Origin of the sequence: uncultured Comamonas sp., from assembly GCF_964277875.1 — a bacterium.
Taxonomy (GTDB): Bacteria; Pseudomonadota; Gammaproteobacteria; order Burkholderiales; family Burkholderiaceae_C; genus Comamonas; species Comamonas sediminis.
In genome coordinates, this window is record NZ_CAXYJV010000049.1 from 16240 (window position 1) to 42748 (window position 26509).

The 26509-nt window shown below is 65.2% G+C and carries 28 protein-coding genes; 14 read left to right on the forward strand and 14 right to left on the reverse strand.

Translation table 11 applies throughout. The annotated features are described in order from the left end of the window. Positions 1–74 precede the first annotated feature (74 nt). The 4 genes from ACHWUQ_RS20485 to recA all read right to left on the reverse strand — a co-directional run bounded on the left by ACHWUQ_RS20485 (position 75) and on the right by recA (position 3086). Positions 75–326 (reverse strand): VF530 family protein, encoded by a 252-nt coding sequence (locus ACHWUQ_RS20485; RefSeq protein WP_312450940.1) that lies wholly within the window; start codon positions 324–326, stop codon positions 75–77. A 71-nt stretch (positions 327–397) separates the two neighbouring features. After that, positions 398–1375, reverse strand: a complete 978-nt coding sequence (locus ACHWUQ_RS20490; RefSeq protein WP_394682290.1) for a tripartite tricarboxylate transporter substrate-binding protein — start codon at positions 1373–1375, stop codon at positions 398–400. A 97-nt stretch (positions 1376–1472) separates the two neighbouring features. Next, positions 1473–1922 (reverse strand): recombination regulator RecX, encoded by a 450-nt coding sequence (recX, locus tag ACHWUQ_RS20495; RefSeq protein ID WP_394682291.1) that lies wholly within the window; start codon positions 1920–1922, stop codon positions 1473–1475. Positions 1923–2009: 87 nt separating this feature from the next. Next, positions 2010–3086 carry a recombinase RecA gene (gene recA, locus ACHWUQ_RS20500; protein ID WP_239809849.1) on the reverse strand — a complete coding sequence of 359 codons (1077 nt, stop codon included), beginning with the start codon at positions 3084–3086 and terminating at the stop codon, positions 2010–2012. 186 nt (positions 3087–3272) lie between these two features. Here recA and ACHWUQ_RS20505 point away from each other — a divergent pair, with 186 nt between their 5' ends. Then, positions 3273–3761 carry a helix-turn-helix domain-containing protein gene (locus ACHWUQ_RS20505; RefSeq protein ID WP_312835154.1) on the forward strand — a complete coding sequence of 163 codons (489 nt, stop codon included), beginning with the start codon at positions 3273–3275 and terminating at the stop codon, positions 3759–3761. A gap of 19 nt (positions 3762–3780) precedes the next feature. Here ACHWUQ_RS20505 and ACHWUQ_RS20510 read toward each other — a convergent pair whose 3' ends face one another. Continuing rightward, positions 3781–4704 (reverse strand): SdiA-regulated domain-containing protein, encoded by a 924-nt coding sequence (locus tag ACHWUQ_RS20510; RefSeq protein ID WP_394682292.1) that lies wholly within the window; start codon positions 4702–4704, stop codon positions 3781–3783. A gap of 295 nt (positions 4705–4999) precedes the next feature. Between ACHWUQ_RS20510 and ACHWUQ_RS20515 the strand changes: the two genes are divergently transcribed. Together ACHWUQ_RS20515 and ACHWUQ_RS20520 are read left to right on the forward strand one after the other, a co-directional pair. Continuing rightward, positions 5000–5686: a response regulator gene (locus ACHWUQ_RS20515; RefSeq protein WP_394682293.1), complete on the forward strand. Its 687-nt coding sequence runs from the start codon at positions 5000–5002 to the stop codon at positions 5684–5686. 64 nt (positions 5687–5750) lie between these two features. Continuing rightward, positions 5751–7205: a sensor histidine kinase gene (locus tag ACHWUQ_RS20520; RefSeq protein WP_239809853.1), complete on the forward strand. Its 1455-nt coding sequence runs from the start codon at positions 5751–5753 to the stop codon at positions 7203–7205. On the opposite strand, the gene ACHWUQ_RS20525 is transcribed toward ACHWUQ_RS20520, so the two are convergent. Genes ACHWUQ_RS20525 through ACHWUQ_RS20535 form a run of 3 tightly spaced genes read right to left on the reverse strand, consistent with a single transcriptional unit; the run spans position 7202 to position 9649 of the window. Further along, on the reverse strand, positions 7202–8053 hold the full coding sequence (locus ACHWUQ_RS20525; RefSeq protein ID WP_394682294.1) for an SPOR domain-containing protein: 852 nt from the start codon (positions 8051–8053) through the stop codon (positions 7202–7204). The genes ACHWUQ_RS20520 and ACHWUQ_RS20525 overlap by 4 nt on opposite strands. A 40-nt stretch (positions 8054–8093) precedes the next feature. Then, entirely contained in the window at positions 8094–8945 is an 852-nt protein-coding gene (locus ACHWUQ_RS20530) for a biotin--[acetyl-CoA-carboxylase] ligase (protein WP_394682295.1), read from the reverse strand. After that, the gene (locus ACHWUQ_RS20535; RefSeq protein ID WP_394682296.1) at positions 8942–9649 is read right to left on the reverse strand and encodes an SET domain-containing protein; all 708 of its coding nucleotides are present in this window, start codon (positions 9647–9649) and stop codon (positions 8942–8944) included. Before ACHWUQ_RS20535 ends, ACHWUQ_RS20530 begins: the two co-directional genes overlap by 4 nt. Before the next feature lie 162 nt (positions 9650–9811). On the opposite strand from ACHWUQ_RS20535, the gene ACHWUQ_RS20540 reads away from it, so the two are divergent. The 8 genes from ACHWUQ_RS20540 (at position 9812) to ACHWUQ_RS20575 (ending at position 16450) form a co-directional block, all read left to right on the forward strand. Continuing rightward, entirely contained in the window at positions 9812–12748 is a 2937-nt protein-coding gene (locus ACHWUQ_RS20540) for a DNA topoisomerase III (protein ID WP_312527892.1), read from the forward strand. 46 nt (positions 12749–12794) lie between these two features. Continuing rightward, positions 12795–13070 (forward strand): hypothetical protein, encoded by a 276-nt coding sequence (locus ACHWUQ_RS20545; protein WP_394682297.1) that lies wholly within the window; start codon positions 12795–12797, stop codon positions 13068–13070. Between the two features lie 39 nt (positions 13071–13109). After that, on the forward strand, positions 13110–13337 hold the full coding sequence (locus ACHWUQ_RS20550) for a hypothetical protein (RefSeq protein WP_394682298.1): 228 nt from the start codon (positions 13110–13112) through the stop codon (positions 13335–13337). 39 nt (positions 13338–13376) lie between these two features. Beyond that, entirely contained in the window at positions 13377–13721 is a 345-nt protein-coding gene (locus ACHWUQ_RS20555) for a hypothetical protein (RefSeq protein WP_394682299.1), read from the forward strand. Positions 13722–13825: 104 nt separating this feature from the next. Beyond that, on the forward strand, positions 13826–14437 hold the full coding sequence (locus ACHWUQ_RS20560; protein ID WP_239809860.1) for a class I SAM-dependent methyltransferase: 612 nt from the start codon (positions 13826–13828) through the stop codon (positions 14435–14437). Between the two features lie 67 nt (positions 14438–14504). After that, positions 14505–15290, forward strand: a complete 786-nt coding sequence (locus ACHWUQ_RS20565) for a tRNA-uridine aminocarboxypropyltransferase (RefSeq protein WP_394682300.1) — start codon at positions 14505–14507, stop codon at positions 15288–15290. Between the two features lie 371 nt (positions 15291–15661). Next, a complete protein-coding gene (locus ACHWUQ_RS20570; protein ID WP_239809862.1) occupies positions 15662–15979 on the forward strand; it encodes a DUF4148 domain-containing protein in 318 nt (105 codons plus the stop codon). Positions 15980–16123: 144 nt separating this feature from the next. Beyond that, on the forward strand, positions 16124–16450 hold the full coding sequence (locus ACHWUQ_RS20575) for a DUF4148 domain-containing protein (protein ID WP_312412051.1): 327 nt from the start codon (positions 16124–16126) through the stop codon (positions 16448–16450). Positions 16451–16855: 405 nt separating this feature from the next. Here ACHWUQ_RS20575 and ACHWUQ_RS20580 read toward each other — a convergent pair whose 3' ends face one another. The 4 genes from ACHWUQ_RS20580 to ACHWUQ_RS20595 all read right to left on the reverse strand — a co-directional run bounded on the left by ACHWUQ_RS20580 (position 16856) and on the right by ACHWUQ_RS20595 (position 19605). Then, the gene (locus ACHWUQ_RS20580; protein ID WP_312527879.1) at positions 16856–17098 is read right to left on the reverse strand and encodes a hypothetical protein; all 243 of its coding nucleotides are present in this window, start codon (positions 17096–17098) and stop codon (positions 16856–16858) included. A 61-nt stretch (positions 17099–17159) separates the two neighbouring features. Then, positions 17160–17702, reverse strand: coding sequence for a ferritin-like domain-containing protein (locus tag ACHWUQ_RS20585; RefSeq protein ID WP_239809865.1), 543 nt, complete (start codon positions 17700–17702; stop codon positions 17160–17162). Positions 17703–17809: 107 nt separating this feature from the next. Then, entirely contained in the window at positions 17810–18442 is a 633-nt protein-coding gene (locus tag ACHWUQ_RS20590; protein WP_394682301.1) for a DUF924 family protein, read from the reverse strand. A 104-nt stretch (positions 18443–18546) separates the two neighbouring features. Beyond that, on the reverse strand, positions 18547–19605 hold the full coding sequence (locus ACHWUQ_RS20595) for an acyltransferase family protein (RefSeq protein WP_373449157.1): 1059 nt from the start codon (positions 19603–19605) through the stop codon (positions 18547–18549). A gap of 747 nt (positions 19606–20352) precedes the next feature. On the opposite strand from ACHWUQ_RS20595, the gene ACHWUQ_RS20600 reads away from it, so the two are divergent. Beyond that, complete coding sequence (locus ACHWUQ_RS20600) at positions 20353–22380, forward strand: acetoacetate--CoA ligase (RefSeq protein ID WP_394682302.1); 2028 nt, start codon at positions 20353–20355, stop codon at positions 22378–22380. Positions 22381–22586: 206 nt separating this feature from the next. Next, the gene (locus tag ACHWUQ_RS20605) at positions 22587–23783 is read left to right on the forward strand and encodes a multidrug effflux MFS transporter (RefSeq protein WP_312450971.1); all 1197 of its coding nucleotides are present in this window, start codon (positions 22587–22589) and stop codon (positions 23781–23783) included. A gap of 53 nt (positions 23784–23836) precedes the next feature. Here ACHWUQ_RS20605 and ACHWUQ_RS20610 read toward each other — a convergent pair whose 3' ends face one another. Next, positions 23837–24220, reverse strand: a complete 384-nt coding sequence (locus ACHWUQ_RS20610) for a VOC family protein (RefSeq protein WP_394682303.1) — start codon at positions 24218–24220, stop codon at positions 23837–23839. Positions 24221–24512: 292 nt separating this feature from the next. Between ACHWUQ_RS20610 and ACHWUQ_RS20615 the strand changes: the two genes are divergently transcribed. Next, the gene (locus ACHWUQ_RS20615) at positions 24513–25469 is read left to right on the forward strand and encodes a DMT family transporter (RefSeq protein ID WP_394682304.1); all 957 of its coding nucleotides are present in this window, start codon (positions 24513–24515) and stop codon (positions 25467–25469) included. A gap of 15 nt (positions 25470–25484) precedes the next feature. On the opposite strand, the gene ACHWUQ_RS20620 is transcribed toward ACHWUQ_RS20615, so the two are convergent. Continuing rightward, positions 25485–26432: a LysR substrate-binding domain-containing protein gene (locus ACHWUQ_RS20620; RefSeq protein ID WP_373449160.1), complete on the reverse strand. Its 948-nt coding sequence runs from the start codon at positions 26430–26432 to the stop codon at positions 25485–25487. Positions 26433–26509: the final 77 nt, after the last annotated feature.

The window sequence follows — 26509 nt, forward strand, 5'->3', positions numbered from 1 at the left end:
TAGCGGCTCACGGCCCGCCTGCAAGTAGGACAGCGCTGCACGGCGACGGGCAGCCCGCTGCCGGCGGTCAGGCCTTAGCCGCCGCTGCGCCTTTTCTCGCGCAGCATGAACAGGTACAGGCCCTCGACCTTCTCACGCGCCCAGGGCGTTTTGCGCAAAAACCGCAGGCTGGAGCTGATGCTCGGGTCCAGGCAAAAGCAACGGATCGGTATGCGCTCGCCCAGCTCTTCCCAGCCAAAGTACGCGACCAGCTCGTTCAGGAGGTTCTCCAACGTCAGGCCATGGAGAGGATTGTTGGGCTGTTCGGCATTGCTCATGGCCGCCATTGTCGCCGAGCAGGCACCGGCAGCAGGCCTGGCGGGCCTTTTTCGGCGATCCCGGCAGGGCCGTTGAGCGCTCAGGGCCTGGCAATACCGGCACGCGCGATCACGCCCGCCCAGCGCTGTATGTCGCGCTGCAGCAGCGTTGCCAGCTCCGCCGGGGTGCTGCCTTCCGGCACCACGCCCAGACGCTGCAGCCGCTGAGCGACATCGGCCGAGGCCAGCGCTGCATTGGCAGCCGCGCTGAGCCTGGCAATGGTCGCAGGGGCGGTATTGGCGGGTGCCGCCAGTCCATTCCACGAGGTCACATCAAAGCCGCTGGCCGCTGCGTCGCTTTCGCTCACCGTCGGAACGCCAGGCAGGGCCGCTGCACGCCTGCCGCCCATGACCACCAGCGCCCGGAGCAGCCGGCCTTCGACATGCGCCAGCACCGGCGCGAGCATGTCCACCGCGGCATCCACCTGCTGGCCCCGCAGCGCATGGAACAGCGCGGCAGAGCTGTTGTAGGGCACCAGTTCCACATCCAGACCCAGCGTGCTCTTGAGCAGTTCTGCCGCCAGATGGGGCGTGCTGCCGCTGTACAACGTACCGATGTTGAGCTGCCCTGGCCGGGCCCGGGCCTGTGCCAGCAGCCCCTGGAACGATAGCAGCGGGCTGGTGTGTGCGACCACCATGGCCAGGTCAAAGCGCCCCAGCAGCGAGATCGGCGCAAAATCGCGGACGGTGCTGTAGGTCAGCGAAGCGAACAAGGACTCGGCCACCGCATTGGCGTTGGACATCAGCAGCAGTACCTGGCCATCCGGCGCGGCGCGGGCCACCTGCTCGGCCGCCAGCACCCCACCGGCACCAGGCCGGTTGTCCACCACGATGGGCGGGCCGCCGAGCATCTCGCTCAGGGTCCGCGACACGATACGCACCATCAGATCGGCAACACCGCCGGGGCCAAACGGCACCACCAGGCGGATCGGACGTGAAGGCAGCCGCGGCTGCGCCGCGCTTGTATACGGTAGCGCGCCCAGCGCCAGCAGCGCGGCGCTGCACTGTCGTCTTTGCATCATGGGTCTCCTGAGGAGACCGACTATGGGCCAACGCCGCGCTGTGAGGCAGTGCCACACGCCACTAACAGCTATAACAAACCGGCATAGCGCCGGGCTAGTCCCCGTCTCCGCCGCGCAGCACCTTGCGCACCACATCGCCGCCAAAGCCCCGGCTGGCCAGAAAGCGCATCTGCCGGGCGCGCTCCTGCGGGCTGTCGGGCGGCGTGCCAAAACGGCGCTGCCAGACCTCGCTGGCCCGCTGCAACTCGGTGCTGCGCAAGCGCTCCCGGGCATCTGCTATCAGCTCGGCATCCACGCCCTTGTGGCGCAGCTCCTGCAGCACCCGGCTGGCGCCATAGCGGGCGGCCTTGGTGTGGATCACGCTGTCGACGAAACGCTCGGCGCTGATGAAACCCTTGGCTTCGAGCTCGTCGAGGATGGCCGCCAGGTCCTCGCCCTCTTCCACATGGGGGGCAAGCTTGCCCTGCAGTTCAGCGCGCGAATGCTCGCGCTGCGCCAGATAGCGCAGCGCACGGCCTTTGAGGGAGAGTTTGCTAAAAGACATTCATCCTCATTGCTATAAAACAAATAGCTGCTTGCGCACAGCATCTGTGCACAAGCAGCTATCTCAGCGTTCTCGCTTCAGAAGCGGTCAGCCCTCGGTGCCGTTGGCCGCAGGGCCATCGACCACGCCGTCTTCAGCGGGACGCAGGCTGATGTTCAGGCTCTCGCGCACCTTGTTCTCGATCTCGATCGCCAGGTCGGCGTTTTCACGCAGGAACTCGCGCGAGTTGTCACGGCCCTGGCCGATCTTCTCGCCGTTGTAGGCATACCAGGCACCGCTTTTCTCGATGATGCGGGCATTGACGCCCATGTCCAGGATTTCGCCTTCGCGCGAGATGCCTTCGCCAAACAGAATGTCGAATTCGGCCGTCTTGAACGGAGGCGATACCTTGTTCTTGACCACCTTGACCTTGGTTTCGTTGCCGATGGCTTCGTCGCCGCGCTTGATGGTGCCGGTACGGCGGATATCGAGGCGCACCGAGGCGTAGAACTTCAGCGCGTTACCGCCGGTGGTGGTTTCTGGGCTGCCGAACATCACGCCGATCTTCATGCGGATCTGGTTGATGAAGATGACCATGCAGTTGGTCTTCTTGATCGTGGCGGTGAGCTTTCGCAGCGCCTGGCTCATCAGGCGGGCCTGCAAGCCGGGCAGCTGGTCGCCCATCTCGCCTTCGATTTCGGCCTTCGGGGTCAGGGCCGCCACCGAGTCGACAACGATCAGGTCCACCGCGCCGGAGCGCACCAGGCTGTCAACGATCTCGAGCGCCTGCTCGCCGGTGTCGGGCTGGCTGATCAGGATATCGCCCAGGTTCACGCCCAGCTTTTGGGCGTAGCCGGTATCGAGTGCGTGTTCTGCATCGATGAAGGCGCAGGTGCCGCCCAGTTTCTGCATCTCGGCAATCACCTGCAGGGTCAAGGTGGTCTTGCCCGAGGATTCAGGGCCGTAGATCTCGATGACGCGGCCGCGCGGCAGGCCGCCCACGCCCAGCGCAATGTCCAGGCCGAGCGAGCCGGTGGACACCACCTGGATGTCCGAGACGGCCTCGCCTTCGCCGAGTTTCATGATGGTGCCCTTGCCAAACTGCTTTTCGATCTGGGCCAGTGCGGCGGCCAGCGCCTTGGCTTTTTCGCTGTTGGCTTCGGGCTTGGTTGCGGTGGCGTTCATGGATTTCTCCTTGCGTTTGATAGTCATGTCTTGGGTCTGGGATCCTGCTGTTTGCATATACAGCCTGGATGCTTGAACAGTAGTTTAGGGGATGGGTATATTTTATAAAAGCATTTTTTTAGTCAGTTTGCTTGACTAAATGCAGCATACTGAAAAAGCCGCACAACACCCTCGGGAGCGCCCATCATGCCGACACTTCTGCCCCATTTGCCTGACGACAGCTGGCGCCTGACCCACATGGGCCGGCTGCTGGGCCATGCGATGCGCCGCTTCGACGCCCGCGTGCTGCACCTGATGGTGCGGGATGACGCCGTGCCGCTGGCGCTGTCGCATCTGGCCGAGCGCGACCAGGTCAGCGCCGCCCATATCCATATCACCCGGCACCTGTCCTTGGCAGGCGACCGCCTGGTGGACCTGGCCGAGCGTGCAGGTGTGAGCAAGCAGGCGATGGCCCAGCTGGTGGACCAGTGCGAAGCCTGGAACCTGGTGACCCGCGAGCGCGACCCCCGCGATGCACGCGCCCGCATCGTGCGCTTTACCGAGACGGGCCTGCTGTGGCTGCAGGCATTCGAGCGGGCGGTCACCCAGGCCGAGGCGGAGTTCCGCGCCGAAGTGGGCGAACAGGTCGCTACCGTGGTCAAACTCGGGCTGGAAGTGTATGGGGCCGACAGCTGAGCGGCTGCATGTGCTACATTCAGCCGCGCTTGCGTTCGAACTTGTAGAACAGGTTGGGCTCGGAGACGATGTAGATATTGCCGCTGTTGTCCATGGCCAGCCCCTCGGGCTGCGGGATGCGGTTGGCCAGCCCGGCCATATCGGCCCACAGCGGCATCACGCTGAGCAGGTCTCCGGCACGGCTGTATTCGTAGAGCACCGAAGACTCTTCCCCGAGCAGCAACAGGTTGCCGCTGCGCGGGTCGACCTCGACGGCAGCCAGGTCGGTGCTGGGCATGTCCTCCACGGCCGGCACGTCCCAGACGCTGACCTTCAGATCGACCGGGCCCGGCTTGAGCCTGGACAGCGGCGCCTCCATCATCAGCACCTGCATCGGCCATTTCTCGGTCACCGCCACCAGTTGCTGGCGCTTGGCATCCCAGCCCAGGCCCTCCAGTGCAAAATTCTTGATGGCGATATCGCCCAGTTGCACATAGGGGCTGTTGTCCAGCGATACTTCCGTCACGCCCTTGCCAAACTGCACCCAGTGGATGCGGTTGTTGCGCTCATCGGCAATCGCGAACCAGTCTCCCTGGATATGGGCGATGCCTTCGGTATCCCTGGCGCCGTGCAGCGGGGCCAGGCGCAGCAGCGCGCCATCGGTCGTCAGCTCGGCAATCTGGGGCGGCCGGTTGGTCACCGCAAACAAGGTCTTGGTTTCCGGGTTGTAGGTCAGGCCCGAGAGGTTGTCGGCAATGCCGCTGACCGCCTTGGCATCGATGCTGGCCAGGTAGTGCGGCAAGTGGGCCGCCGGCGCCGACGGGGGTGGCGATTGCCAGGCATGGGCATGGCCGGGCATCGCGACGATGTGGTGCCATTGCAGGTACAGCGCCGTCAGCACGACCAGGGCCGCCACCACCACCCAGCGGCGTTGCCGTACCGAAGACTGCGATCCTTTGCGCACTGTTGAACCTGCTTTCATCACGATGGGTTGCCAAACGCCGCCCCCAGCCACGGGCCTGCTGCCCTTGCGACGCCGTCAAGACGAGGCGTTATCCTACGTGAGCGATGCGGCGCTTTGGTGACGTCTGCGGGTGTTTTACGTCTCTGCAACAAAAATGACGGCGCTCACCAGCGGCATGCCCCCGCGCTGGCGCCTTCTGGCGGTGATCTATCCCAGTGCCGCCATCAGGGTCATGGCCTGTCCTAGAATCATTGGCACAGCACGTATCACCACTACAACAGCGATAGGAGACCGCATGCGAATACTGATTGCCGAAGACGACCAGGTGCTGGCCGATGGCCTGCTGCGCAGTCTCCGCAACTCCGGCGCCGTGGTCGACCATGTCGCCAGCGGCACCGAAGCCGATGCGGCGCTGATGGCCAACAATGCGTTTGACCTGCTGATCCTCGACCTGGGCCTGCCCCGCATGCATGGTCTGGAGGTGCTGAAAAAGCTGCGCGCCCGGGGTTCGGCCATTCCCGTGCTGATCCTCACCGCCGCCGAAAGTGTGGACGACCGGGTCCAAGGCCTGGATCTGGGCGCCGACGACTACATGGCCAAGCCGTTTGCGCTGTCCGAGCTGGAAGCGCGGGTGCGTGCCCTCACGCGCCGGGGCGTGGGCATGAGCACCAGCCTGGTCCAGCACGGCCCGCTGGCCTACGACCAGGCCGGGCGGGTGGCCACCTTCGACGGCCGCATGCTGGAGTTGTCGGCGCGCGAACTGGGCCTGCTGGAAGTGCTGCTGCAGCGCTCGGGCCGCCTGGTCAGCAAGGACCAGCTGGTCGAGCGCCTCTGCGAATGGGGCGAAGAGGTCAGCACCAATGCGATCGAGGTCTATATCCACCGCCTGCGCAAGAAGATAGAGAAGGGCCCCATCCGCATAGCCACGGTGCGCGGCCTGGGTTACTGCCTGGAAAAAATCCACCCGCCCGCAGCACACTGAGCACCCACCACCGGGCGACTGCGGGGCGATGGCCGCCCCCGGCCCCCATCACGCAAGGACAGCCTTGGCCCTGTTTCGCAGCGAGCAGCGATCTTTGTTCGGTGAGATCCTTGACTGGATGCTCACGCCGCTGCTGCTTTTGTGGCCGGTATCGCTGGCATTGACCTGGCTGGTGGCCCAGGACCTGGCCAACAAGCCTTTCGACCGCGCGCTGGAGTACAACGCCCATGCACTGGCGCAGCTCGTCGGCGTGCAGGGCGGCAAGACCTATTTCAACCTGCCCCAGCCAGCCAGCGAGATCCTGCGGGCCGACGATGCCGACACGGTCTACTACCAGGTCACGACGCCGGCGGGCATGTTTCTCGCCGGTGAATCGGCGCTGCCGATGCCTGCCAAGGACCTCGAGCGCAGCATCGGCGTCGTGCAGTTGCGCGATGGCGAGTTGCGCGGCATGGATGTGCGCATCGCCTGGATCTGGGTGCAGCTGTCGCTGCCCGAGCCGAATCTGGCGCTGATCCAGGTCGCAGAGACGCGCGAGAAACGCAGCGTGCTGGCCACCGAAATCATCAAGGGCGTGATGCTGCCGCAGTTCGTCATCCTGCCGCTGGCGGTGCTGCTCGTATGGCTGGCGCTGGCACGCGGCATCAAGCCGCTGCACCTGTTGGAAGAGCGCATCCGCGCGCGCAAGTCCGAAGACCTCTCGCCCATCCACCACAAGGATGTGCCACTGGAAGTGGTGCCGCTGGTCGACTCGGTCAATGGCCTGCTGGAGCGCCTCAACCACTCGCTGGCGACGCAAAAGCGCTTTCTCGCCGATGCCGCGCACCAGCTCAAGACACCGCTGGCCGGCCTGCGCATGCAGGCCGAGATGGCCCAGCGCGCCGATGCCAAGGAGGACGACCTCAAGCTGTCTTTGCAGCAGATCGGGCGTTCGAGCATGCGCGCCACCCACACCGTCAACCAGCTGCTGTCACTGGCCCGCGCCGAAGGCCCCAGCGCGCTGCTGCAGCGCACGCCCTGCAACCTGGCCGAGATCGTGCTCGATGCCATGCATGACGGCATCGACCGGGCGCTGGCCAAGCACATCGACATGGGCTACGACGGCATGCAGGTGGATGACCGCGAGGTATGGGTCAACGGCAATGCCACCTTGTTGGGCGAGCTGGTGCGCAACCTGCTGGACAATGCCATCAACTACACGCCCTCCAGCGCCGGCGCGCCGGGCATCATCAATGTGCGGCTGATGGCCGACCCCTTTGGCCACGTGATCGTGCTGCAGGTAGAAAACTCCGGCCCCGGCATTCCCGAAGAAGAGCGCGAACGTATTTTTCAGCCCTTCTACCGCGTGCTAGGCAGCGAGGTCGATGGCTCGGGGCTGGGCCTGCCCATCGTGCAGGAAATCGCGCGCCAGCATGGCGCCACCGTGGGCCTGGAAGATGCCCACCCGCGCCAGGCCCAGCGCGGCGTGGTGTTCAGCGTCTGCTTTCCGACCACCCGGGCACCGCAGCCCCAGGTCTAGGAGCAGCTGCGCAGGTCCTTGCCGTCCATCACATGCCAGCTCTGCACACGCTTCTTGGTCGCCGCATCGAGCTTGGGCAGGCGCACGGTGTAGCTGACGGTCTCGGGGCGCTCGACCACCACCTTGGCGCCGCTCACGCCTTTTTTGCCGATAGTGGCCAAATGGCGCTCGGCCGCCTCCTCGCTGGAAAAGCGCCCCAGCGAGATGCCTGGCTCCAGGCTGGCAATGCGGGCGCGGTCCGTGCTGATATCGAGCGCGCGCAGCTCGTCGCGCCGCGTATCCAGCGCCTCCTGGCTGCTGAACTTGCCCACATAGACCATCCAGCGGCCGGCGCTGGTGCTGCTGTCCAGGCGCCAGCTGCCTTCGGGCAGCTTGGCCAGTTGCAGGCGCAGCGCCTCGACCTGCTTGGCATCAAAGCTGCCGGCGACCAGGCATTCCTTTTTCTCCGGTTTTTCCGCCTTCTCCAGTTTTTCCGGCTTTTCAGTCGGCTTTTCGGCTGGTTTGTCCTGGGGCTTGTCCGCTGGTTTGGCAGCCAGCTTGTCCGCATCGGCGGAGGTTTTGTCGGCAGGGTCTGCGGGCGGCTCGGCAGCGGCCGGGGCAGCCGGCTCCGCCACCGCCACCGGTGCCGGGGCGGGCTCGGCAGGCACGGTACGCGCCGGCTGCTGCTGGGCTTGCTGGGCCTCTTGCGGGGTCAGAATGCGCAGCGCATCGGGCTTGACCTGCTGCTGCACCCGCTCGGGCTCGGACGGGTCCTCCGGGCCCCAGCCCAGGCTGCGCAGCATGCCTTGCGAGAACGCGTAGTAGCCGGCGTTGGCCAGCAGCAGCAGCACGATGGCAAAACGAATCATCTCCGCTCCTGTCTCTTCATTCTCTGGTCCTGCAGCGCACTCAGGCCGCGCCGGCCTTAGGCCGCACGCTGACTTCCGAGCTGGTCACATCCACCACACCCGCAGCGGTCTGCACGCGCAAGGCGCCATCGGCGCCTACACCCATGGCCAGGCCGGCCGTACCGTCACTCAGGCCGACCTCGCGGCAAGCCAGCGCATCGCGCTCCGCATAGGCTGCCTGCAGCGGCGCAAAGCCCTGCTGCGCAAAAGCCAGGATCGCAGCGACTAGCGGCGGCACCACGGCCTGCAGCGCCTGCGGCGCGTCCCAGCGGCTGTCGAGCATCTGCAGGCTGCCCGGGATGGTCGACAGGCCTTCGGCCTGCGGCGCCCGCACATTGATGCCGATGCCAATCACCACATAGCGCTCGGCCTGCTGCTGGCCATCGCCCGCATGCGTGCGGGCCGAAACAAAGCTCGCGGTCTCGACCAGGATGCCGGCCAGCTTGTGGTCGCCGGTCAGCCACAGGTCGTTGGGCCACTTGAGGCCGATGGTAGGCGTGCTGGAGCCGGCCTCGGGCAGCTGAGGCTGCAGGCTTTGCGCCACCGACACGCCAACAGCCAGCGACAGGCCCGACCAGTCGGCCGGCGCCAGCGGCAGGCCCAGCGACATCAGCAGCGAATCACCGGCCTCGCTGCGCCAGGGCTTGCCCATGCGGCCACGGCCTGCGGTCTGCTGCTCGGCCACCAGCAAGATGGGCTCCTGGCGGCCCGCACGGGCGCGGCGCATCAGCTCGGTGTTGGTCGAGTCGATGCTGGGCAGCACCTCGATCGTGAAGCCCGGCAACTGCGGCTCCACCGCTTCCCAGATGGCTTCGGCCGGCCAGCGGATGGGCATGTTCGGTGTGTCGCTCATGCGCCCGCCTTGGCCGTCTTCTGGCCCTTGGTCTTGTTGCCGGTCTTGGCTTTCTGGCCGCTCTTTTTCTTGTCCTTGGCTTTGCTCAGTGCCTTGTCTGCTGCCTTGGCCTTGGGCTTTTCCGCTTTGGCAGGCTTGGCGGGCTTTGCGCCATCGGCGGCCGCCTTGGCCTTGCGCTTTTTGGGCAGCACCGGCTCGGGCAAATCCGATGCAGGCACCTTGGGCTTCCAGCCGCGCTTGGGCGCCAGCATCGTGCCCCGGCATTCGGCCGCGCCGCAGTGGCAGGCGTAGTCGGCCTTGAGCTGGGCGGTGTAGCGCTCTTCGATGATCAGGCCATAGTCATAACCTAGTTCCTCGCCGGCGTTGATATTGCGCAGCGCGCTGATGAAGATACGGTCATCCACCTCTTCGGCAAAGCAGTTGGGGTCGCAGCTGTGGTTGATCCAGCGGGCCGAGTTGCCGCCATCACCGCCGTCGATGACGCGGTCGCCATCGATCTGGAAAAAGAAAGTGTGGTTGGGGTGGTCCGGGTCGTGCGGGTGGCGGCGCTGGCTTTCTTCGTAGCTGATGACCTTGCCCGCATATTCGACAATGACTTCGCCTTCTGCGATATCCTGCAACGCAAAAACGCCCCTGCCGTGCACGCCCGAACGCCGTACCTGGATACGACGACCTGTTGAAAAATGGGGAACATGGTTCGGCATGGGATTTTTTCTGCTACTTTAAAAATAAGCACATGCGCATGTGCGCACACGTACACATGCAGGCGCCCGCGCACATGCGCGTAAAGCGTGCATTGTAAGAGCGTGCTCAGAGAGCCAGCAACCCACAGTGCTGGCAGACCCCAGTTTGATGAGAGTGAACCCATGTCCAAGACCCTGGTCATTGCAGAAAAGCCGTCCGTTGCACAGGACATCGTCCGTGCACTGACGCCGGTGGCAGGCCAATTTGCCAAACACGACGACTACTTTGAAGCCGAGAACTTCATCGTGACGAGCGCGGTGGGTCACCTTGTGGAGATCCAGGCCCCCGAAGAATTCGATGTCAAACGCGGCAAATGGAGCTTTGCCCATCTGCCGGTCATCCCGCCCTACTTTGAACTCAAGCCGGTCGACAAGACCAAGACGCGCCTGAATGCCGTCGTCAAGCTGGCCAAGCGCAAGGATGTCACCGCGCTGATCAACGCCTGTGACGCGGGCCGCGAAGGTGAACTGATCTTCCGCCTGATCGAGCAATATGCCGGCGGTGCCAAGGGCGGCCTGGGCAAGCCGATCCAGCGCCTGTGGTTGCAGTCGATGACGCCGCAAGCCATCCGCGACGGCTTCAACAAGCTGCGCTCGGACAACCAGATGCTGGGCCTGGCCGATGCCGCCCGCAGCCGCTCCGAAGCGGACTGGCTCGTCGGCATCAATGGCACGCGGGCGATGACCGCGTTCAACTCGCGCGATGGTGGTTTCTTCCTGACCACCGTGGGCCGCGTGCAGACGCCCACGTTGTCGCTGGTGGTCGAGCGCGAGGAAAAGATCCGCAAGTTCGTCAGCCGCAACTACTGGGAAATCCACGCCGAGTTCAACGCCCAGGCGGGCGCCTACCCGGCCAAGTGGTTCAACCCGGGCTGGAAGAAAAGCGACGACGCCGAGGCCAAGGCCGACCGCGTCTGGACCCAGCAGGAAGCCCAAGCCATTGCCGATGCCGTGCGCCGCAAGCCCGCCACGGTGACCGAAGAGTCCAAGCCCACCACCCAGGCATCGCCGCTGCTGTTTGACCTGACCAGCCTGCAGCGTGAGGCCAACAGCAAGTTCGGCTTCTCGGCCAAGACCACGTTGGCACTGGCCCAGGCGCTGTACGAACGCCACAAGGCGCTGACCTACCCGCGTACCGATTCGCGCGCGCTGCCCGAAGACTACCTGCCGGTCGCCCGCCAGACCTTCGAGATGCTGGCCCACAGCAATATGCAGCAGCTCGCGCCGTTTGCGCAGCAGGCCATTGGCGCCAACTACATCCGCGCGAACAAGCGCATCTTCGACAACAGCAAGGTGTCGGACCACTTTGCCATCATTCCGACCACGCAGGCGCCCGGCGCGCTGAGCGAGGCCGAGCACAAGCTCTACACCTTGGTGGTGCGCCGCTTCATGGCGGTGTTCTTCCCCAGCGCCGAGTACCAGGTCACCACCCGTATTAGTCAAGTCGATGAGCACCACTTCAAGACCGAAGGCAAGGTGCTGGTCAAGCCCGGCTGGCTGGCCATCTACGGCAAGGAAGCGGCCCACGAAGTGGAAGACGCCAAGGAAGGCGACAAGGGCCAGAACCTGGTGCCGGTGCAGCCTGGCGAGAAGCCGGTGGCCGACCCGGTCGACCCCAAGGGCCTCAAGACCAAGCCGCCCGCCCGCTACTCGGAAGCGACCCTGCTGGGCGCGATGGAGAGCGCCGGCAAGCAGATCGACGACGACGAACTGCGCGAAGCCATGCAGGAAAAAGGCCTGGGCACGCCTGCGACGCGCGCAGCCATCATTGAAGGCCTGCTGACCGAGAAATACATGCTGCGCGAAGGCCGCGAGCTGATCCCCACGGCCAAGGCCTTCCAGCTGATGACCTTGCTGCGCGGTCTGCAGGTGGAAGAGCTCTCGCGCGCCGACCTGACCGGCGAGTGGGAGTACAAGCTCGCACAGATGGAAAAGGGCCAGCTCTCGCGCGAAGCCTTCATGGCCGAGATCCAGTCGATGACCGAGCGCCTGGTGAAGAAGGCCAAGGAATACGACCGCGACACCATCCCGGGCGACTACGCCACCTTGTCCGCGCCCTGCCCGAACTGCGGCGGCGTCGTCAAGGAAAACTACCGCCGCTATGCCTGCACCGGCGTGGGCGGCAATGGCGAGGGCTGCGGCTTCTCGTTCACCAAATCGCCTGCGGGCCGCACCTTCGAGACCGCCGAGGCCGACCAGCTGCTGCGCGACCGCAAGCTGGGCCCGCTCGACGGCTTCCGCTCCAAGGCCGGCTGGCCGTTTGCTGCCGAAGTGGCCATCGTGCGCGACGAGGACAACAACAACTTCAAGTTCGAGTTCCTGTTCGAAGACAACAAGTCCGATGAAGAGTCGGGCGAGCTGGTGGACTTTGGCAGCCAGAACACTCTGGGCGCCTGCCCCAAGTGTGGCGCTCCGGTGTTCGAGCACGGCGCCAACTATGTCTGCAGCAAGGCCGTGCCCACGGCCCAGCAACCCACACCCAGTTGCGACTTCAAGAGCGGCCAGATCATCTTGCAGCAGCCCATCGAGCGCGACCAGATGGCCAAGCTGCTGGCGACCGGCAAGACCGATCTGCTCGACAAGTTCGTCTCCAACCGCACGCGCCGCAGCTTCAAGGCCTTCCTGGCCTGGGACAAGGAGGCCGGCAAGGTGAACTTCGAGTTCGAGCCGCGCGACAGCAAGTTCCCGCCGCGCAAGGGCGCGGCCGCGAAGACGGCGGCCAAGACTGCCACGAAGACCGCAAGCAAGACCGCTGCAAAGGCCACGAAGACGGCGGCCAAAACCGCTACCAAGTCGGCCACCAAGACCGCCGCCAAAACGCCCCGCAAGGTCGCCGCGACGCTGACCCCCAGCCCCGCACTGGCAGCGGTGATCGGCAGCGAAGCCACCTCGCGCCCCGAGGTCATCAAAAAGCTGTGGGACTACATCAAGGCCAACGGTCTGCAGGATGCCAAGGACAAGCGCGCGATCAACGCCGACGCCAAGCTGCAGCCGCTGTTTGGCAAGGACCAGATCAGCATGTTCGAGATCGCCGGCATTGTTGGCAAGCATGTGAGCTGAGCGCCGGGATGCAGCACCACCGCACCGCCCGCCGGGCCTGCCTGACGTGCTGAGCATGGCCAAGGGCGAGCCGCTGCAGTTGCTCGCGCTGGCCTTGGGCATCTACCTGCTGCTGGAGGCCAGCTTTCATGGCATGGCCTGGCTGCTCGCCCGCATCATTGACCGGGAGGCGCGCCGCCAAGGCCAACCGGCCGAGCCCAGCCCTGCGCATTGGCGGGCCATCTTCTACCGCTTGTTTGCAGTGCTTGCGGTGCTGATGCTGAGCCACTGGTTCAGCCTCGGCTTGAATGGCCCGCATGCGCAGCCCTGGCAGCAGTGGTAGCTCGGCGCGGTCCTCATCGCCATCGTGCTGTCGGTGGTGATGCTCTGCGATGCCTCCATCATCCAGAAGCTCAAGAAGGACAGCCATCCGCATTTCAGCAATATGCAGGAGATGGAGCTGCTCTACATCCTGCGCCACCTGCCCGCGCACCGGCAGTGGTATTTCAGCGCGGCCTACCTGCCGCTGGCCCGGCGCCTGAACAGGGGCATCAGCCTGCTGGCTTTCCTGCTGCTGTACCTGGATGTGCGCTTCTACCAAGGAGGCTGATACAGTGCCGGTCATGCCCCAACGCCCTTTACCACCGCCATGTACCTGCGCCCTGCCTACCGCCGGCTGATCGGGCTGGCCCTGGTGGCTGCCTGCGCTGCTGCGCTATACGCTTGGCGTGGCCCGGCGATCATTGGCGACGCCGAGCAGGCCGCCAGCGCCCTGTGGCGCAAGGCCTCGGCCCCTCCACCCCCCAGCGACGAAGCGCTGCAACGCGGCCAGGCACGGCGTGCGGCACCCGACGGCGGCACCGGCCACACACGCACCGCTGCTGTGCCGCGCAAATGCCAGTTGAACGGCCAGACCATCTACACCGACAGCCCCTGCCCGGCAGGCAGCCAGGAGCAGCTCGTGCCGGAGAACCTGTCCATCATCCCGCGCTGAACCGGCCCGCCGCAATACCGCAGCGCCCCACCGGTGCGCAGCATCTGCGCGATACTGCCTGCGCAATGCAGCGTGGTGCTGCATGGCATCGATAAAGGACATGCGTGCAATCAGCGGACAGGCAATGGTTTGACGAGGCGTACTACCAGCGCTTTTATTTCGACAAGAAAACCAGCGTGGTCGACCCTGCCCATGCCGCGCGCCTGGGCGCCTTTGTCTGCAGCTATCTGCAGTATGTGCGCGTGCCGGTGCAGCGTGTGCTGGATGTCGGCTGCGGCATCGGCCTGTGGCGCGATGCGATTGCGCAGCATTTTCCGCAGGCCAGCTACCACGGCGTGGAGTACAGCGACTACCTGTGCCAGCGCTACGGCTGGGAGCGGGGCTCGGTCGTGGACTATGCGCCGGCCGATGGCCAGCCCTTTGACCTGGTGATCTGCCAAGGCGTGCTGCCGTATCTGAGCCCCGCCGACCTGAAGCTGGCGCTGGCGAATCTGGCGCGGCTGAGCCGGGGCGCGCTCTATGTGGAAGCCGTTGCCCGCGAAGACTATGAGCGCGACATCATCGACGACGAGCTGACCGACCCGCGCCTGTACCGCCACCGCGCCGAGCTCTACCGCCGCGGCCTGGCCCAGGGCTTTACCGAGCTGGGCGGCGGCGTCTGGCTGAGCCAACGCGCCGATGTGCCGCTGTTCGCGCTCGAAGCGCTGCAGCACTGAGCCGCGCCAAGGGCAGCGCTAAACCCGCTGCGCTGCTGGGTTGAACAGGGCGACGACAATAGCGCCCGTGTCTTCTTCCCCATCTTCTGCCGCTGCCAGCACCGCTGGCGCCGTTGTCCCCCATGCCGTCTCACGCCTGCGCGCTGAACGGCTGCAGCGCAGCACCCGCCCTTTTCTGGCGCGGGGCGGCCCCAAGGGCGAGCGCTGCGAGGGCTGCCGCCTGCGCCCGAGCCACTGCCTCTGCGCGCTGCGGCCCACGCAGGCCACAACGGCAGGCATGTGCCTGCTGATGCACGATGCCGAGCCGCTCAAGCCCAGCAACACCGGCTGGCTGATCGCCGACGTGGTGGCGCAGACCTGGGCCTTTGGCTGGTCGCGCACGGAGATGGATGCCGGGCTGGAGGCCGTGCTGGCCGATCCGCAATGGCAGCCCTATGTCGTCTTTCCGCAGGAGTTTGTGCATGAGCCCGGCCGCGCCGTGCAGCAACTGGCACCCTCCGCGCAGCAGGGCACGGCTCGCAGGCCGCTGTTCATCCTGCTGGACGCCACCTGGCCCGAGGCGCGCAAGATGTTCCGCAAGAGCCCCTACCTGGACCGCCTTCCGGTGCTCAGCCTGCACCCCGAGCAGATCTCGCGCTACCAGCTGCGGCGCTCGCGCCGCGACGACCATTTCTGTACCGCCGAGGTCGCTGCTCTGTGCCTGGATCTCGCCGGCGACCAGCGGGCAGCGCAGACCCTGGAAACCTACCTGGACATCTACACCCACCACTACCTGCAGGCCAAGCACCAGCTGCCGCCCGACTGGCACAGCGCGGCCCACCAGCAGCTCCAGCGCCTGCAAAACGGGCTGTGACAGCGCTGTCACTGTCGTATAAAACAAGCTAATCTGGTTGCTATGGCAGCCAGCATCTCGGGTCAACCCTGACAGGGTTTGCCGTTGGGTTCTCCCGCCCCGCCAAATCCCATATGTGCCGGAATCCTCCTACGTGAGCGCCTCTCCGGCATGGAGACGGCACACTCCAGCCGCTAGGGGCGATTACACAGTGCCAAAAAAATTAGATCGTATTTCAGAACAATCTATTCCGATTTAGGCTATTTATCGGCGGCGGCGCACTGCATACACTGAGTACATCGATCAACGAGAACCACACAAGGTGCACCGCACCACCCGTTGAGCGAACCAGCCCCTCATGGTGAGTCGCTGGAGTTCTCCAGGAGTTAAAAATGAACGCACGTATTTTCTCGATCGCCGGTGTAGCTGCTCTGATGTTGGGTGCCGGTGTTGCCCAGGCCAACCCCTTTGAAGGCGACCGCTCGATTGCGCCCCCCGTGGCTGCCACCAGCGCCGTGAGCCGCGCCGATGTGCAAGCCCAGTTCGTCGAAGCCCAAAAGAACGGCACCTTGCTGTTCAAGGGTGACCAGCTGCAGGCCAATGCCTTTGAAAAGGGCAGCAGCAACCTGTCCCGCGCCGAAGTGGTGAAAGCCGCCCACGACGCCCGCGTTGCCGGCACCCTGCCTGAAGGCGAAAGCTTCGGCGAATAAGCCCAGGCAACCGCGCTGAGAGTGGGCCGCAGGCCGCTCTCGCATCCCCCCGAATTCCGAATCAACAACCTATTTTTTGGGCGCCGCCGCTGCCACAGCGCAAATCAGCGATTTGCCAGCAGCGCGGGTCCGTGGAGAGAAACCATGTTTGCACGCAATATGTCCGCTTTGATGATGGCCGCTGGCCTGGTGTTTGCCGGTGCTGCCAGCGCCGCAACGACGGCCCCTGTGGGCAATGGCTCGGACTACCCCGCCTACCCTGCCGCCCAAAGCACCTTGACCCGCGCCGAAGTGCAGGCCAAGGTAACCGAAGCCCAGCGCAATGGCTCGATGGCCGTGATCGGTGACCGCATGAACACCTTCCGTGCGGAAAGCGCCCCCTCCACCCTGAGCCGCGCCCAGGTGCAACAGCAAGCCCATGACGCCCTGGTTGCTGGCACCTTGCCTGAAGGCGAGTCCTTCGGCGAATAAGTGAAAAATCGCTCTGCAACGCAGACGCTTGCAGAGCGGTCAGATTCCAGGCTCTCTGTAGAAGCTGAGGCCTGGAGAAGCATGACAGCGGGCATCACCCGCCACACAACAGAAACGCATTTAGTGCGTAGCCCGGCCAGACCTTGTCCCATTGTGTCTGGGCCGTGCTCTTGGTAGCCACTGCCGGTTCGCCGGCAGTGGTCTTTTTACGTCTCGCGCCGCGACCACCAGCCTCGACACGTGGTTGCCTGGCCGGCCGCACCTCACCTTGTCGTACGCCCGTACGGTCTGCGGCTCGGTGCCTGGTCGGGGACGCCTAGTAGGGGACGCCTAGTAGGGGCGCCTCATTGGGGACGCCCAGCTGCAACCGCGAACCTGCGGTTTGCTGGGCTGCGCTCACGGCTTTCAATCCAATGCAAAACCGGTTTCGGTGATCTGCAGCTGGCCGTTCTCGCCTTTCTGCAACCAGCCTTGCTCACAGGCATAGTCCAGTGCAGGTTGCTGCTCGGCGGCGCCGACGCCATGGCGTTCCAGCACGTTGCCCAATGACTCCGCGTCCAGACCATCGCCTGCGCGCAGCAGTTCCTCATTGACCATCAGGTAGAGCAGGTGCTTGGCATTCTTGCGTGTTGCTTCGGTATCGGTCATCCCTGTCGTTCTCCATCGGCATAAAAAAACCGCAACTCGGTTGCGGCTCGGGTGGTGGTCCTTATTGGGCCTTTTTCATCCAGTCGGACAGCTCATCGGCATGTTCCTGTTCCTGCTCCAGGATCTGCTCGATCAGGCGGCGCGTGGTGTGGTCCTTGTCGCCGATCAGATCGACCATCTGGGTGTAGGCCTCGATGGCGACGCGCTCGGCCACCAGGTTGGAGCGGATCATCGAATGCAGGTCCATGTCGTCGTTGTAGTCGGCATGGCTGCGGCCGCTCAGGCTGTCAGGATTGAAGTCCGGCTCGCCGCCCAGTTGCACGATACGCGTGGCAATGCGGTCGGCATGGGCCTGCTCTTCTTGCGCATGCACCAGAAACTCCTCTGCAATCGCAGGCGATTCCAGACCGGTGGCGGTGAAGTGGTGGCGCTTGTAGCGCAGCACGCAGACCAGCTCGGTGGCGAGCGAATCGTTGAGCAGGCGAATGATGTCCTCGCGGAAAGGCGTGTCATCCGGCAGCACGGCGCCTTCTTCCAGGCTGTTCTTGGCGGCGTCGAGACGCTTGGTATCAAGCGCCAGCGGGGTGCGGGTTTTGTCTAGCATCGCGGCTTCCTTTTGGGGGTGGCTGTTATTGAACACTACCCTGACAAGGTACGCGCCCACACCGTCCGCGTCTGTGAGACAAGGTCTACAGTGCTTGCGCAAAAAGTTCAGAAGCCGGCGCCGGGCTGGGCCAGATAGGCCTGCTCCTGGGCGGTGCTGCTGCGGCCCAGGATCGCATTGCGGTGTGGAAAACGCCCAAACCGGGCGATGACGTCCTGGTGGCGCAGCGCATAGTCCCAGGTGCCCTGCAGGTAGGTCTGCAGCTCGGCAGGTTCGGGGTGGCTGTCCCGCAATCGGGTGAACAGATCCACGCTGCGCTGCTGCAATACCGCATCCTCGGCATGCTCGAGTGGCAGATAAACAAATACCCGCACCACTGCCGGCAGTTGCTGGTCCAGGCCGCTGTCGCACAAGCCCAGGGCCAGCTGCAGCGCTTGCGGATCCCCGGCAAAGGATTGCGGCGTGCCCCGGTAGATATTGCGCGTGAACTGGTCGAGCAAGAGGATGCGGGCCAGCGTGTCCCAGACGCCATCGGTCCAGCCAGGCAGATCGCCGCTCAACGCCGCCTGCACGGTCGTGCCAAAGCGTTCGCGAATGCGCGCATCGAATGCATCGGACTTGCTGAACCACTGCTGCTTGTGCTGCAAGGCCTCGCCGTTGCTGGGGCGGGTGCTGCCCAACCAGAATTGCAGTACCTCGTCGGATGAGGCGATGGGCGCGGAGGGGAACGCTGAGGTCATGGCAAGGCCTGTGTAAATCAAACCCCGCTTTTTTACCATGCAGAAGTGCCTTGCAAGAAACACAAAGCCGGGCAAGGCCCGGCTTTGTGGGGAGAGGCGGCCGCTTATGCGGTGCGCGATCCCGCTGGCTGCGCCACCGGCTTGCTGCTGCCGGAGCGGTCACGCAGGCCCAGTGCCCAGCGCTCGATCGTGTAGAAGGACAGCGCAGCAAAGGCAGCCGAGATCGGCAGGCCCAAAATCACCACCCACTGCCAGTCGGTGTGGGCGCGCAGCAGGCGCACCACGGGGTAGTGCCACAGGTAGATACCGTAGGACATCTTGCCGACCCAGACCAGCGCCGGCAGGCTCAGCATGTCGAACAACACCCCCTTTTGCTTGCTCACCGCAACGATGATGGCGGCGGCGACCAGTTCGACCAGCGCAAAACCCCAGAGCAGCGCACCGGCGTCGTCCCATTCGTAGCCAATCACTGCAAAGGGCAGCACCGGCAGCAGCCACAGCAGGTATTTCTGGCGGGCGTGCAGCGCGTCCATCCACTCAGGGCGGTGCACGGCGACAGCGGCCAGTGCACTGCCCAGCAGCATCCCGGTGGCGCGGGTGTCGAAGCGGAAGAAGATTTCATAGAAGTGCTGGCCCTGGGCCACCCAGTAGGCGCGCCAGACAAACATCAGCACCACCAGCAGCAGCACCGGGCGCCACAGCTGCTTGCGCGCCGTATGCGCCAGCAGCAGCACCAGGAGCGGTGGCCAGATCAGGTAGAAGTGCTCTTCCACCGACAGCGACCACATGTGCAGCAGGGTGTCCGGGCTGTCAAAGAAGGCGATGCCGTAGTCGGCCAGGTACAGCGCCGAGACCACCACATCCTGGTTCACATCATCGAGGCCCGGCCAGATCAGCGGCGCAAACAGCCAGTAGGCAGCCAGGAACAGCAGCAGCGCCGGGCCCAGGCGCAGGAAGCGGCGCTTGTAAAAGCGCCAGAAGTCGAGGCGGCCCGATTGCTGGTGCTCCTTGAGCAGCAGCGAGGTGATCAGGAAACCGCTGAGCACAAAGAACAGATCCACGCCAAAGAAAGCGCCATCAAACATCGGCGCATGGGCGTGCGACAGAAACACCAGGACGATTGCCACTGCGCGCATACCGTCCAGCGCAGGGTTGTATTTCATACGGAATCCAGACAAAACCAATGATCTCCATCTAACCGCAGCAGGCCCCATGGCCGTTGCTGCGCTCCCAGACTGGGTGTCGTTTCTTTGCGCTGCCGGGGCCAGGCCCGAAGGCCGCCCCCAGCAGTGCTTGCTGGGAATTAAACATCTGTGCTTAACGCGCCAAGCGGCACGAAAGCTGACCCATCGGGCTTTGCGGTTCCCGCGTTGCCGCTGGTTTCCAGGGCGTGCAGGGAAGACCAACCATGCGCCAGAGCGCGACGATTGAGAACCCGAGCCTATCGAGTAAGTTCCAGCGTGGATGCTTTATTTTGTGACCAATGCAGTGCAATTGCATGCATCTTGCAGTCACCGTGCAGCGCTTATGTCCTCGGACGCAGCACGCGGGCTCCTCGCCTTCCATCCCCTCTGCCTTGCCTGGCTCCCGGGGTCTGCGCCCGGGGCCTCTGCCTGCGCTGCACGACATGCAGCGCCTGCGTGGTGATGATCGCTTGCAGGCAGGTCAGCACTGTGTAGGAAAAAACGAAAGGCGCCCGTCAGCACCCGGGCGCGAATTGTGCCAGCAAGCCAATCGCTGCGCCGGCAAAGGGCTTGAGCAGGCTGACAAAAAATAACATTGCAAAGCAGAAGCGGCGGGTCCATCCCTGTGAAAAACAGTCCCTGCTGCCAGGGTGACAGCTTGCGTGCTTCCCCTCGTGCAAGCGGGCCCCGCTTTGCGTACGCTCGGCAAAAGCTTTCTCATCTGCCATGACCACCTCTGCTTCCTCCCCCCTGCCCCAGATCCAGCACTATGAACAATGGCTCAGCCAGCAGCATGGCCTGCAGTTTGAGGACTACGAGGCCCTGCACGCCTGGTCCGTGGCGCATCTGGCCGATTTCTGGCGCAGCATCTGGGACTACTACCAGCTCGAATCCCCGACGCTGATCACCGAGGTGCTGAGCGCCGATCCCATGCCCGATGCGCGCTGGTTCAGCGGTGCCCAGGTCAGCCTGCCGCGCCAGCTGCTGCGCCATGCGGCAGCTGCCCATCAAGCCGGGGTGCCGGCGATCGTCAGCGACAACGAGCTGGGCCAGGTGCGCGAGATGGCCTGGCCCGAGCTGCAGCGCCAGGTGGCCTCGGTGGCAGTGGCGCTGCGCAGCCTGGGCATTGGCCGGGGCGACCGGGTGGCCGCCTACATGCCCAATATCCCCGAGACAGTGGTCGCGATGCTGGCCTGCGTCAGCCTCGGCGCGGTCTGGAGCGTCTGCGCCCCCGACATGGGCGTGGCTGCGGTGGTGGACCGCTTCAAGCAGATTGAGCCCAAGGCCTTGATCGCCGTCGACGGTGTGTACTACGGCGGCAAGCCGCTGGACCGCAGTGCCGTGCTGCAGTCCTTGCTGGCCGAGCTGCCCACGGTGCAGCACTGCCTGACCGTGCAGACCCCTTATGCCGCCGCCCCGGTGGGCAGCCACCGCTGGGACTGGGCCACAACCGGCCAGGATGCGCAGGCTGTGGCCGGCTTTGAGCCCGAATGGCTGCCCTTTGACCACCCGATCTGGATCGTCTACTCCAGCGGCACCACCGGCCTGCCCAAACCCATCGTGCACGGCACTGGCGGCATCCTGCTGGCCTTGCATGTGGCGGGCCTGCACAACGACCTGGGCGCCAGCTACAGCGACAGCCATGCCGGCGAGCGCTTTCTCTGGTACAGCTCCACCGGCTGGGTGATGTGGAACATCCAGGTCAGCGGCCTGCTGTTTGGTACCACGATCACCATCTTCGACGGGCATCCGGCAGGCAGCAGCAGCCAGCCCGACTGGGGGGTGCTGTGGCGTTTTGCGGCCCGGCACCGCACCACCATCTTTGGCGCAGGGGCCGCCTATTACAGCAACTGCATGAAAGCCGGTCTGGACGTGGGCGCCATCGCCGGCCTGCAACAGGTGCGCACGTTGGGCAGCACCGGCTCGCCGCTCGCCCCCGAAGTGCAGCGCTGGGGCAGCGCCCAGCTGGCGGCTGCGGGGGCTGCCGAGGTGTTCTGGTGCAATATCTCGGGCGGCACCGATTTCTGCGGCGCCTTCATCGGCGGCAACCGCAGCCTGCCCCAGGCACCCGGGCGCATGCAGTGCCGCTGGCTGGGCCATGCGGTGGAGGCCTGGAACGAGCAGGGCCAGCCCGTGCGCGACGAGGTGGGCGAGCTGGTCTGCACCCGGCCCATTCCGTCGATGCCGCTGTACTTCTGGAACGACCCGGGCAAGCAGCGCTACCTGGACAGCTATTTCGACCACTGGCCCGGCATCTGGCGCCACGGCGACTGGATTCAGATCAACAGCGACGGCAGCTGCGTGATCTATGGCCGCAGCGATGCCACCATCAACCGCCAGGGCCTGCGCATGGGCACCAGCGAAATCTACAACGCGATCGAGGCGCTGCCCGAGGTGCAGGATTCGATGGTCATCGACCTGGAGTACCTGGGCCGCGACAGCTATATGCCGCTGTTTGTCGTGCTGCGCGAGGGCCTGGTGCTCGATGCCGCCCTCCAGGACCGCATCGCGCAGGCGATACGCACCGCGCTGTCACCCCGCTTTGTCCCCGACACCATCGTGCAGGTGGCCGAAGTGCCGCGCACCCTGACCGGCAAAAAGCTGGAGCTGCCGATCAAGAAGTTGCTCCTGGGCCAGCCTGCGGGCAAGGTGCTGAACCCCCAGACCATGGCCAACCCCGGCTGCCTGCCCTGGTACGAGGCCTATGCCGCCCGGCATCTGGCCCAGCACAGCGCGCAGACCGCCACCCCCTAGCCGGCACGGGGGCAGAGGCAGGTGCTGCCAAGCAGCCTTGCAACGGACGATGGCGGCGGCCTGGTGCAATAATGCAGATCCCTCTCGATGCACACGCTGCATCCGGCCTGGGTGCCTGAACCCTCGCGTTCCGCACCCACAGGCCTTTTCCGACACCGAACCCTATGAACGACCGCAGGCCCACGGCCTGCGTGTCTGTAACGCGTATGTCTTCAGCCATCTCCCTGCGCCTGGTTTTCATCCTGGGCCTGCTATCGGCCATTGGCCCTTTTGCCATCGACATGTACCTGCCGGCGCTGCCGCAGATTGGCGCCAGCCTGCAAGCGCCCGTCGGGGCCGTGCAAGCCAGCCTGACGGCCTTCTTCCTGGCGCTGGGCGTGGGCCAGCCGCTGTTTGGCACCCTGGCCGACATGTGGGGCCGCAAGAAGCCGCTCTACCTGGGCCTGGCCATTTTCGTGCTGGCCAGTGTCGGCTGCGCGCTGGCGCAGGATATTCACACCCTGGTGGTGCTGCGCTTTGTCCAGGGCCTGGGCGCGGCAGCGGGCATGGCCATTCCGCGTGCAGTGGTGCGTGACCTGCACACCGGCCATGAGGCCGCCCGCATGATGTCGCTGCTGATGCTGGTGTTCAGCGTCTCGCCAATCCTCGCGCCGCTGGCCGGCAGCGGGGTGATTGCGGTCGGCGGCTGGCGCATGGTGTTCTGGGTGGTGGCCGCTGCCGCCCTCATCGGCATGGCCGCAATGGCGCGTGGCCTGCCCGAGACCCGCGCGGCCAGCCATGGGGTGGACAGCAGCCTGGGCGGCGTGCTCAAAGCCTATGGCCTGCTGCTGCGTGACTGGCACTACCTGGGGCTGGTGTTCATCGGCGCCTGCGCGATGGCCGGCTTCTTCGTCTACCTGGCGGGTTCGCCCTTTGTGCTGATCAACCACTATGGCCTCAGCACCACGCAGTACAGCATGGCCTTTGCGTTCAATGCGATTGCCTTTATCGGCGCTGCGCAGTTCACCGGCATGCTGGGCAAACGCTTTGGGCTGGTGCCCGTTGTCAAACTGGCCGCCACCGCCAGCGGCGTGGTGATGTGCTGCCTGCTGGCCTATTACCTGATGGGCGGCGACCAGCTCGCCGTGTTGATTGGCCTGTACTTTGTTGCCAGCGGCTTGATGGGCCTGGTGATCCCGACGACCTCGGTGCTGGCGCTGGAGGCGCATGGCCAGATCGCCGGCACAGCGTCGGCCTTGCTGGGCACCCTGCAGATGCTGACCGGTGCGGTGGCCATGCAGATTGTGGGCGTGTTCTCCAGCGGCAAACCGCTGCCGATGGTGGTGGGCATGGCCACCGGCGCGCTGTGTGGCGTGCTGCTGACCTGGATCACCTTGGGCGGGCGGCGCGGCGCAAAGGTCTGACACCCCCCAACGAAAAACGCCCCGCAGCTGCGGGGCGTTTTTACGGGGGCGGATTAAACCTTGGGCTTGCGGTAGGCCAGGCAGAGCTTGTTGCCATCGGGATCGCGCAGGTAGGCCAGGTACAGGGCTGCAGGGCCTTCGCCGCGCCAGCCCGGTGGGTCTTCACAGGCCACGCCGCCATGGGCCACGCCCACCGCATGGGCCTTGTCGACCTGCTCGGTGCTGCTGGCGGCAAAGCCGGTGGTGCTGCCATTGCCGATGCTGGCTGCCTCGCCATTGATGGGGGTGCTGACGCTGAAGGTGCCGCCATTGCCGCGCCAGAAATAGCGGTTCTTGTTGGCGGCACCCGGGGGCACGCCCAGCTCGGCGAGGAAGGCATCGTAGAACTGGCGTGATTTCTCCAGATCGCTGGTGCCGAGCATGATGTGGCTGAACATGAAAGTCTCCTTGCAGGGGTGGGAAAAGAAGGGGGTCGGTCGGGCAGCCGCCACTATAGCGGCGCTGCCAGGCGGCTGAAAACGCACGCTTGTCGCGCAGTATCCACCATCATCGCTGCCGGTTTGCAGCCAACACACAACAGTGCCGGGCTGTGCCAGCGCCACTGCTTAGCCCCTCGCTCTGGTCACCTGTCGCCGGCCTGCCAACCACCCAGCCCGCACAGTCGCTATAGTCGCCCCCGGGCCTGCTGGGGTGCGTTGTGCGTGCCGGGTTCGGCCGGGCAATCCACACATGAATTTACAAAATACCTTCGGCCCGCAGGCCGCCTCGCACCTGCGTTTGATCGGCATGGCCTTGCTCTGGGGCGCCTCCTGGCCCAGCGGCCGCATCGTCGCCCAGCACATGCCGCCGCTGGCGGCGTCAGGCCTGCGTTTTGTGCTGGCCGCCGTGGTGCTGCTGGTCTGGCTCTATGCCGCAGGCGGCATGCGCGGGCTCAGGCAATGGTCGCCCAAGCGCTGGCTCGGCATGGTGGCCGCTGCAGCCACCGGCGTGTTTGGCTACGCCGCCTGCTTTTTGAGCGGCCTGCAGTACCTGCCCGCCAGCAAGGCGGCGCTCGTCATCACGCTCAACCCGGTGCTCACCTTGCTGCTGGCCGCCTGGATCTTTCGTGAACGCATCAACCGCACCATCGCGCTGGGCATGGCGCTGGCAGCGCTGGGGGCCGTGCTGGTCATCTCGCACGGCGATCCGGCCCAGCTGCTGGCCGGCGGCCTGGGCCAGGGCGAGCTGCTGATCCTGGGCTGCGTGGCCTGCTGGGTCAGCTACACCCTGCTGGGCCGGGCGATACTGGCCGGGGTTGATGCGCTGTCCACCACTGCGGTCACCGCCACCATCGGCGCGGTCATGCTGCTGGCCGCAAGCCTGGTGGTGGAAGGGACGCAGGGCATGGCCCAGGCCTTCAATGCCGGCCTGCCCGCCTGGGGCGCACTGCTGTTCCTGGCCTGGGGGTCCACGGCGCTGGCTTACGCCTGGTACTTTGATGGTGTCAAGGCGCTGGGCGCCGGTGCCGCATCCGGCTACATCACCCTGGTGCCGGTGATTGGCGTGGCCTGCTCGGCCCTGTGGCTGGGTGAGCAGATCGATGCCTCGATGCTGCTGGGTGGCGCGATGGCGATCGCCGGGACCGTGGTGATGAACTGGGGCCGGCGCACACCGCGTGCGGTGGCGGCTGCAGCGGCAGCGCGCTAAAGGTCCAAGCCGGCGTCACACGGCCAGCGGGTCCTCGTTGAGCTGCGGCGGCAGCTCCGCCCAGGGCTCGTTGATGAACTGCTGGGCCGCATAGTCCATGAAGGCCTGCACGCGCGCGGGCCGGCTGCGGCCCGGCGGGGTGACGATGTTGAGCGACAGCACATCCGCCTCCCAGCCCGGCATGGCGGTCTGCAGGCTGCCATCGCGCAGCTCCTGCCACACCAGAAACGAGGGCTGCAAGGCCAGGCCCATGCCGGCCAGCAGCGCCGGTTGCAGCGCCTCGGCATTGTTCACCTGCATCTGTATCGGCATCACCTGCGTGTACTCGCCATGCCTTGCATGGCGAAAGCGCCAGCTGGTGCCATAGCGCGCCAGGCTGTACTGCAGGCCCTTGTGCTTGGCCAGATCACGCGGGTGCACCGGGCGACCATAGCGCTCGAAGTAGGCCGGCGACCCCACCAGCAAGATGCGCACCTTGCACAAGGTGCGCGCAATCAGGCTCGAATCGCTCAGGTTGGCAATGCGCAGCGCCAGGTCGAAACGGTCGCGGATCAGGTCCACCTGCTCGTCGGCAAAGTGCAGGTTCAGCTCCACATCCGGGTGCATCGCCATGAACCGGGGCAGGATCGGCGACAGCCGCGCAATGCCGAACGACATCGGCGCGGCAATGCGGATCTGGCCGCGCAGGCTGGTGGATCGGTCGGTGATATCGGCCTCCACCGCCTCGCCTTCCTGCAGGATGCGCGTGGCCCGCTCCAGCGCGCTACTGCCGGCGTCCGTCAGTGCCATGCGGCGCGAGGTGCGGTGGAACAGGCTGGTCTTCATGCGGCCCTCCAGCCGCGTGATGGCCTTGGACACCGTTGCCTGCGACAGCGCCAGCTCGGCAGCGGTGCGCGCGAACGATCCGGTCTCGGCCACCTTCGCAAAAATGGCCCAGGCCTCCAGGTCAGGCAGCTTGCTCATTGCTTCATCGCTTTCTCGATCACATCAAATATGGAATGAATGCTTTTCTATATTTTCTATTTTAATCATATTCAACG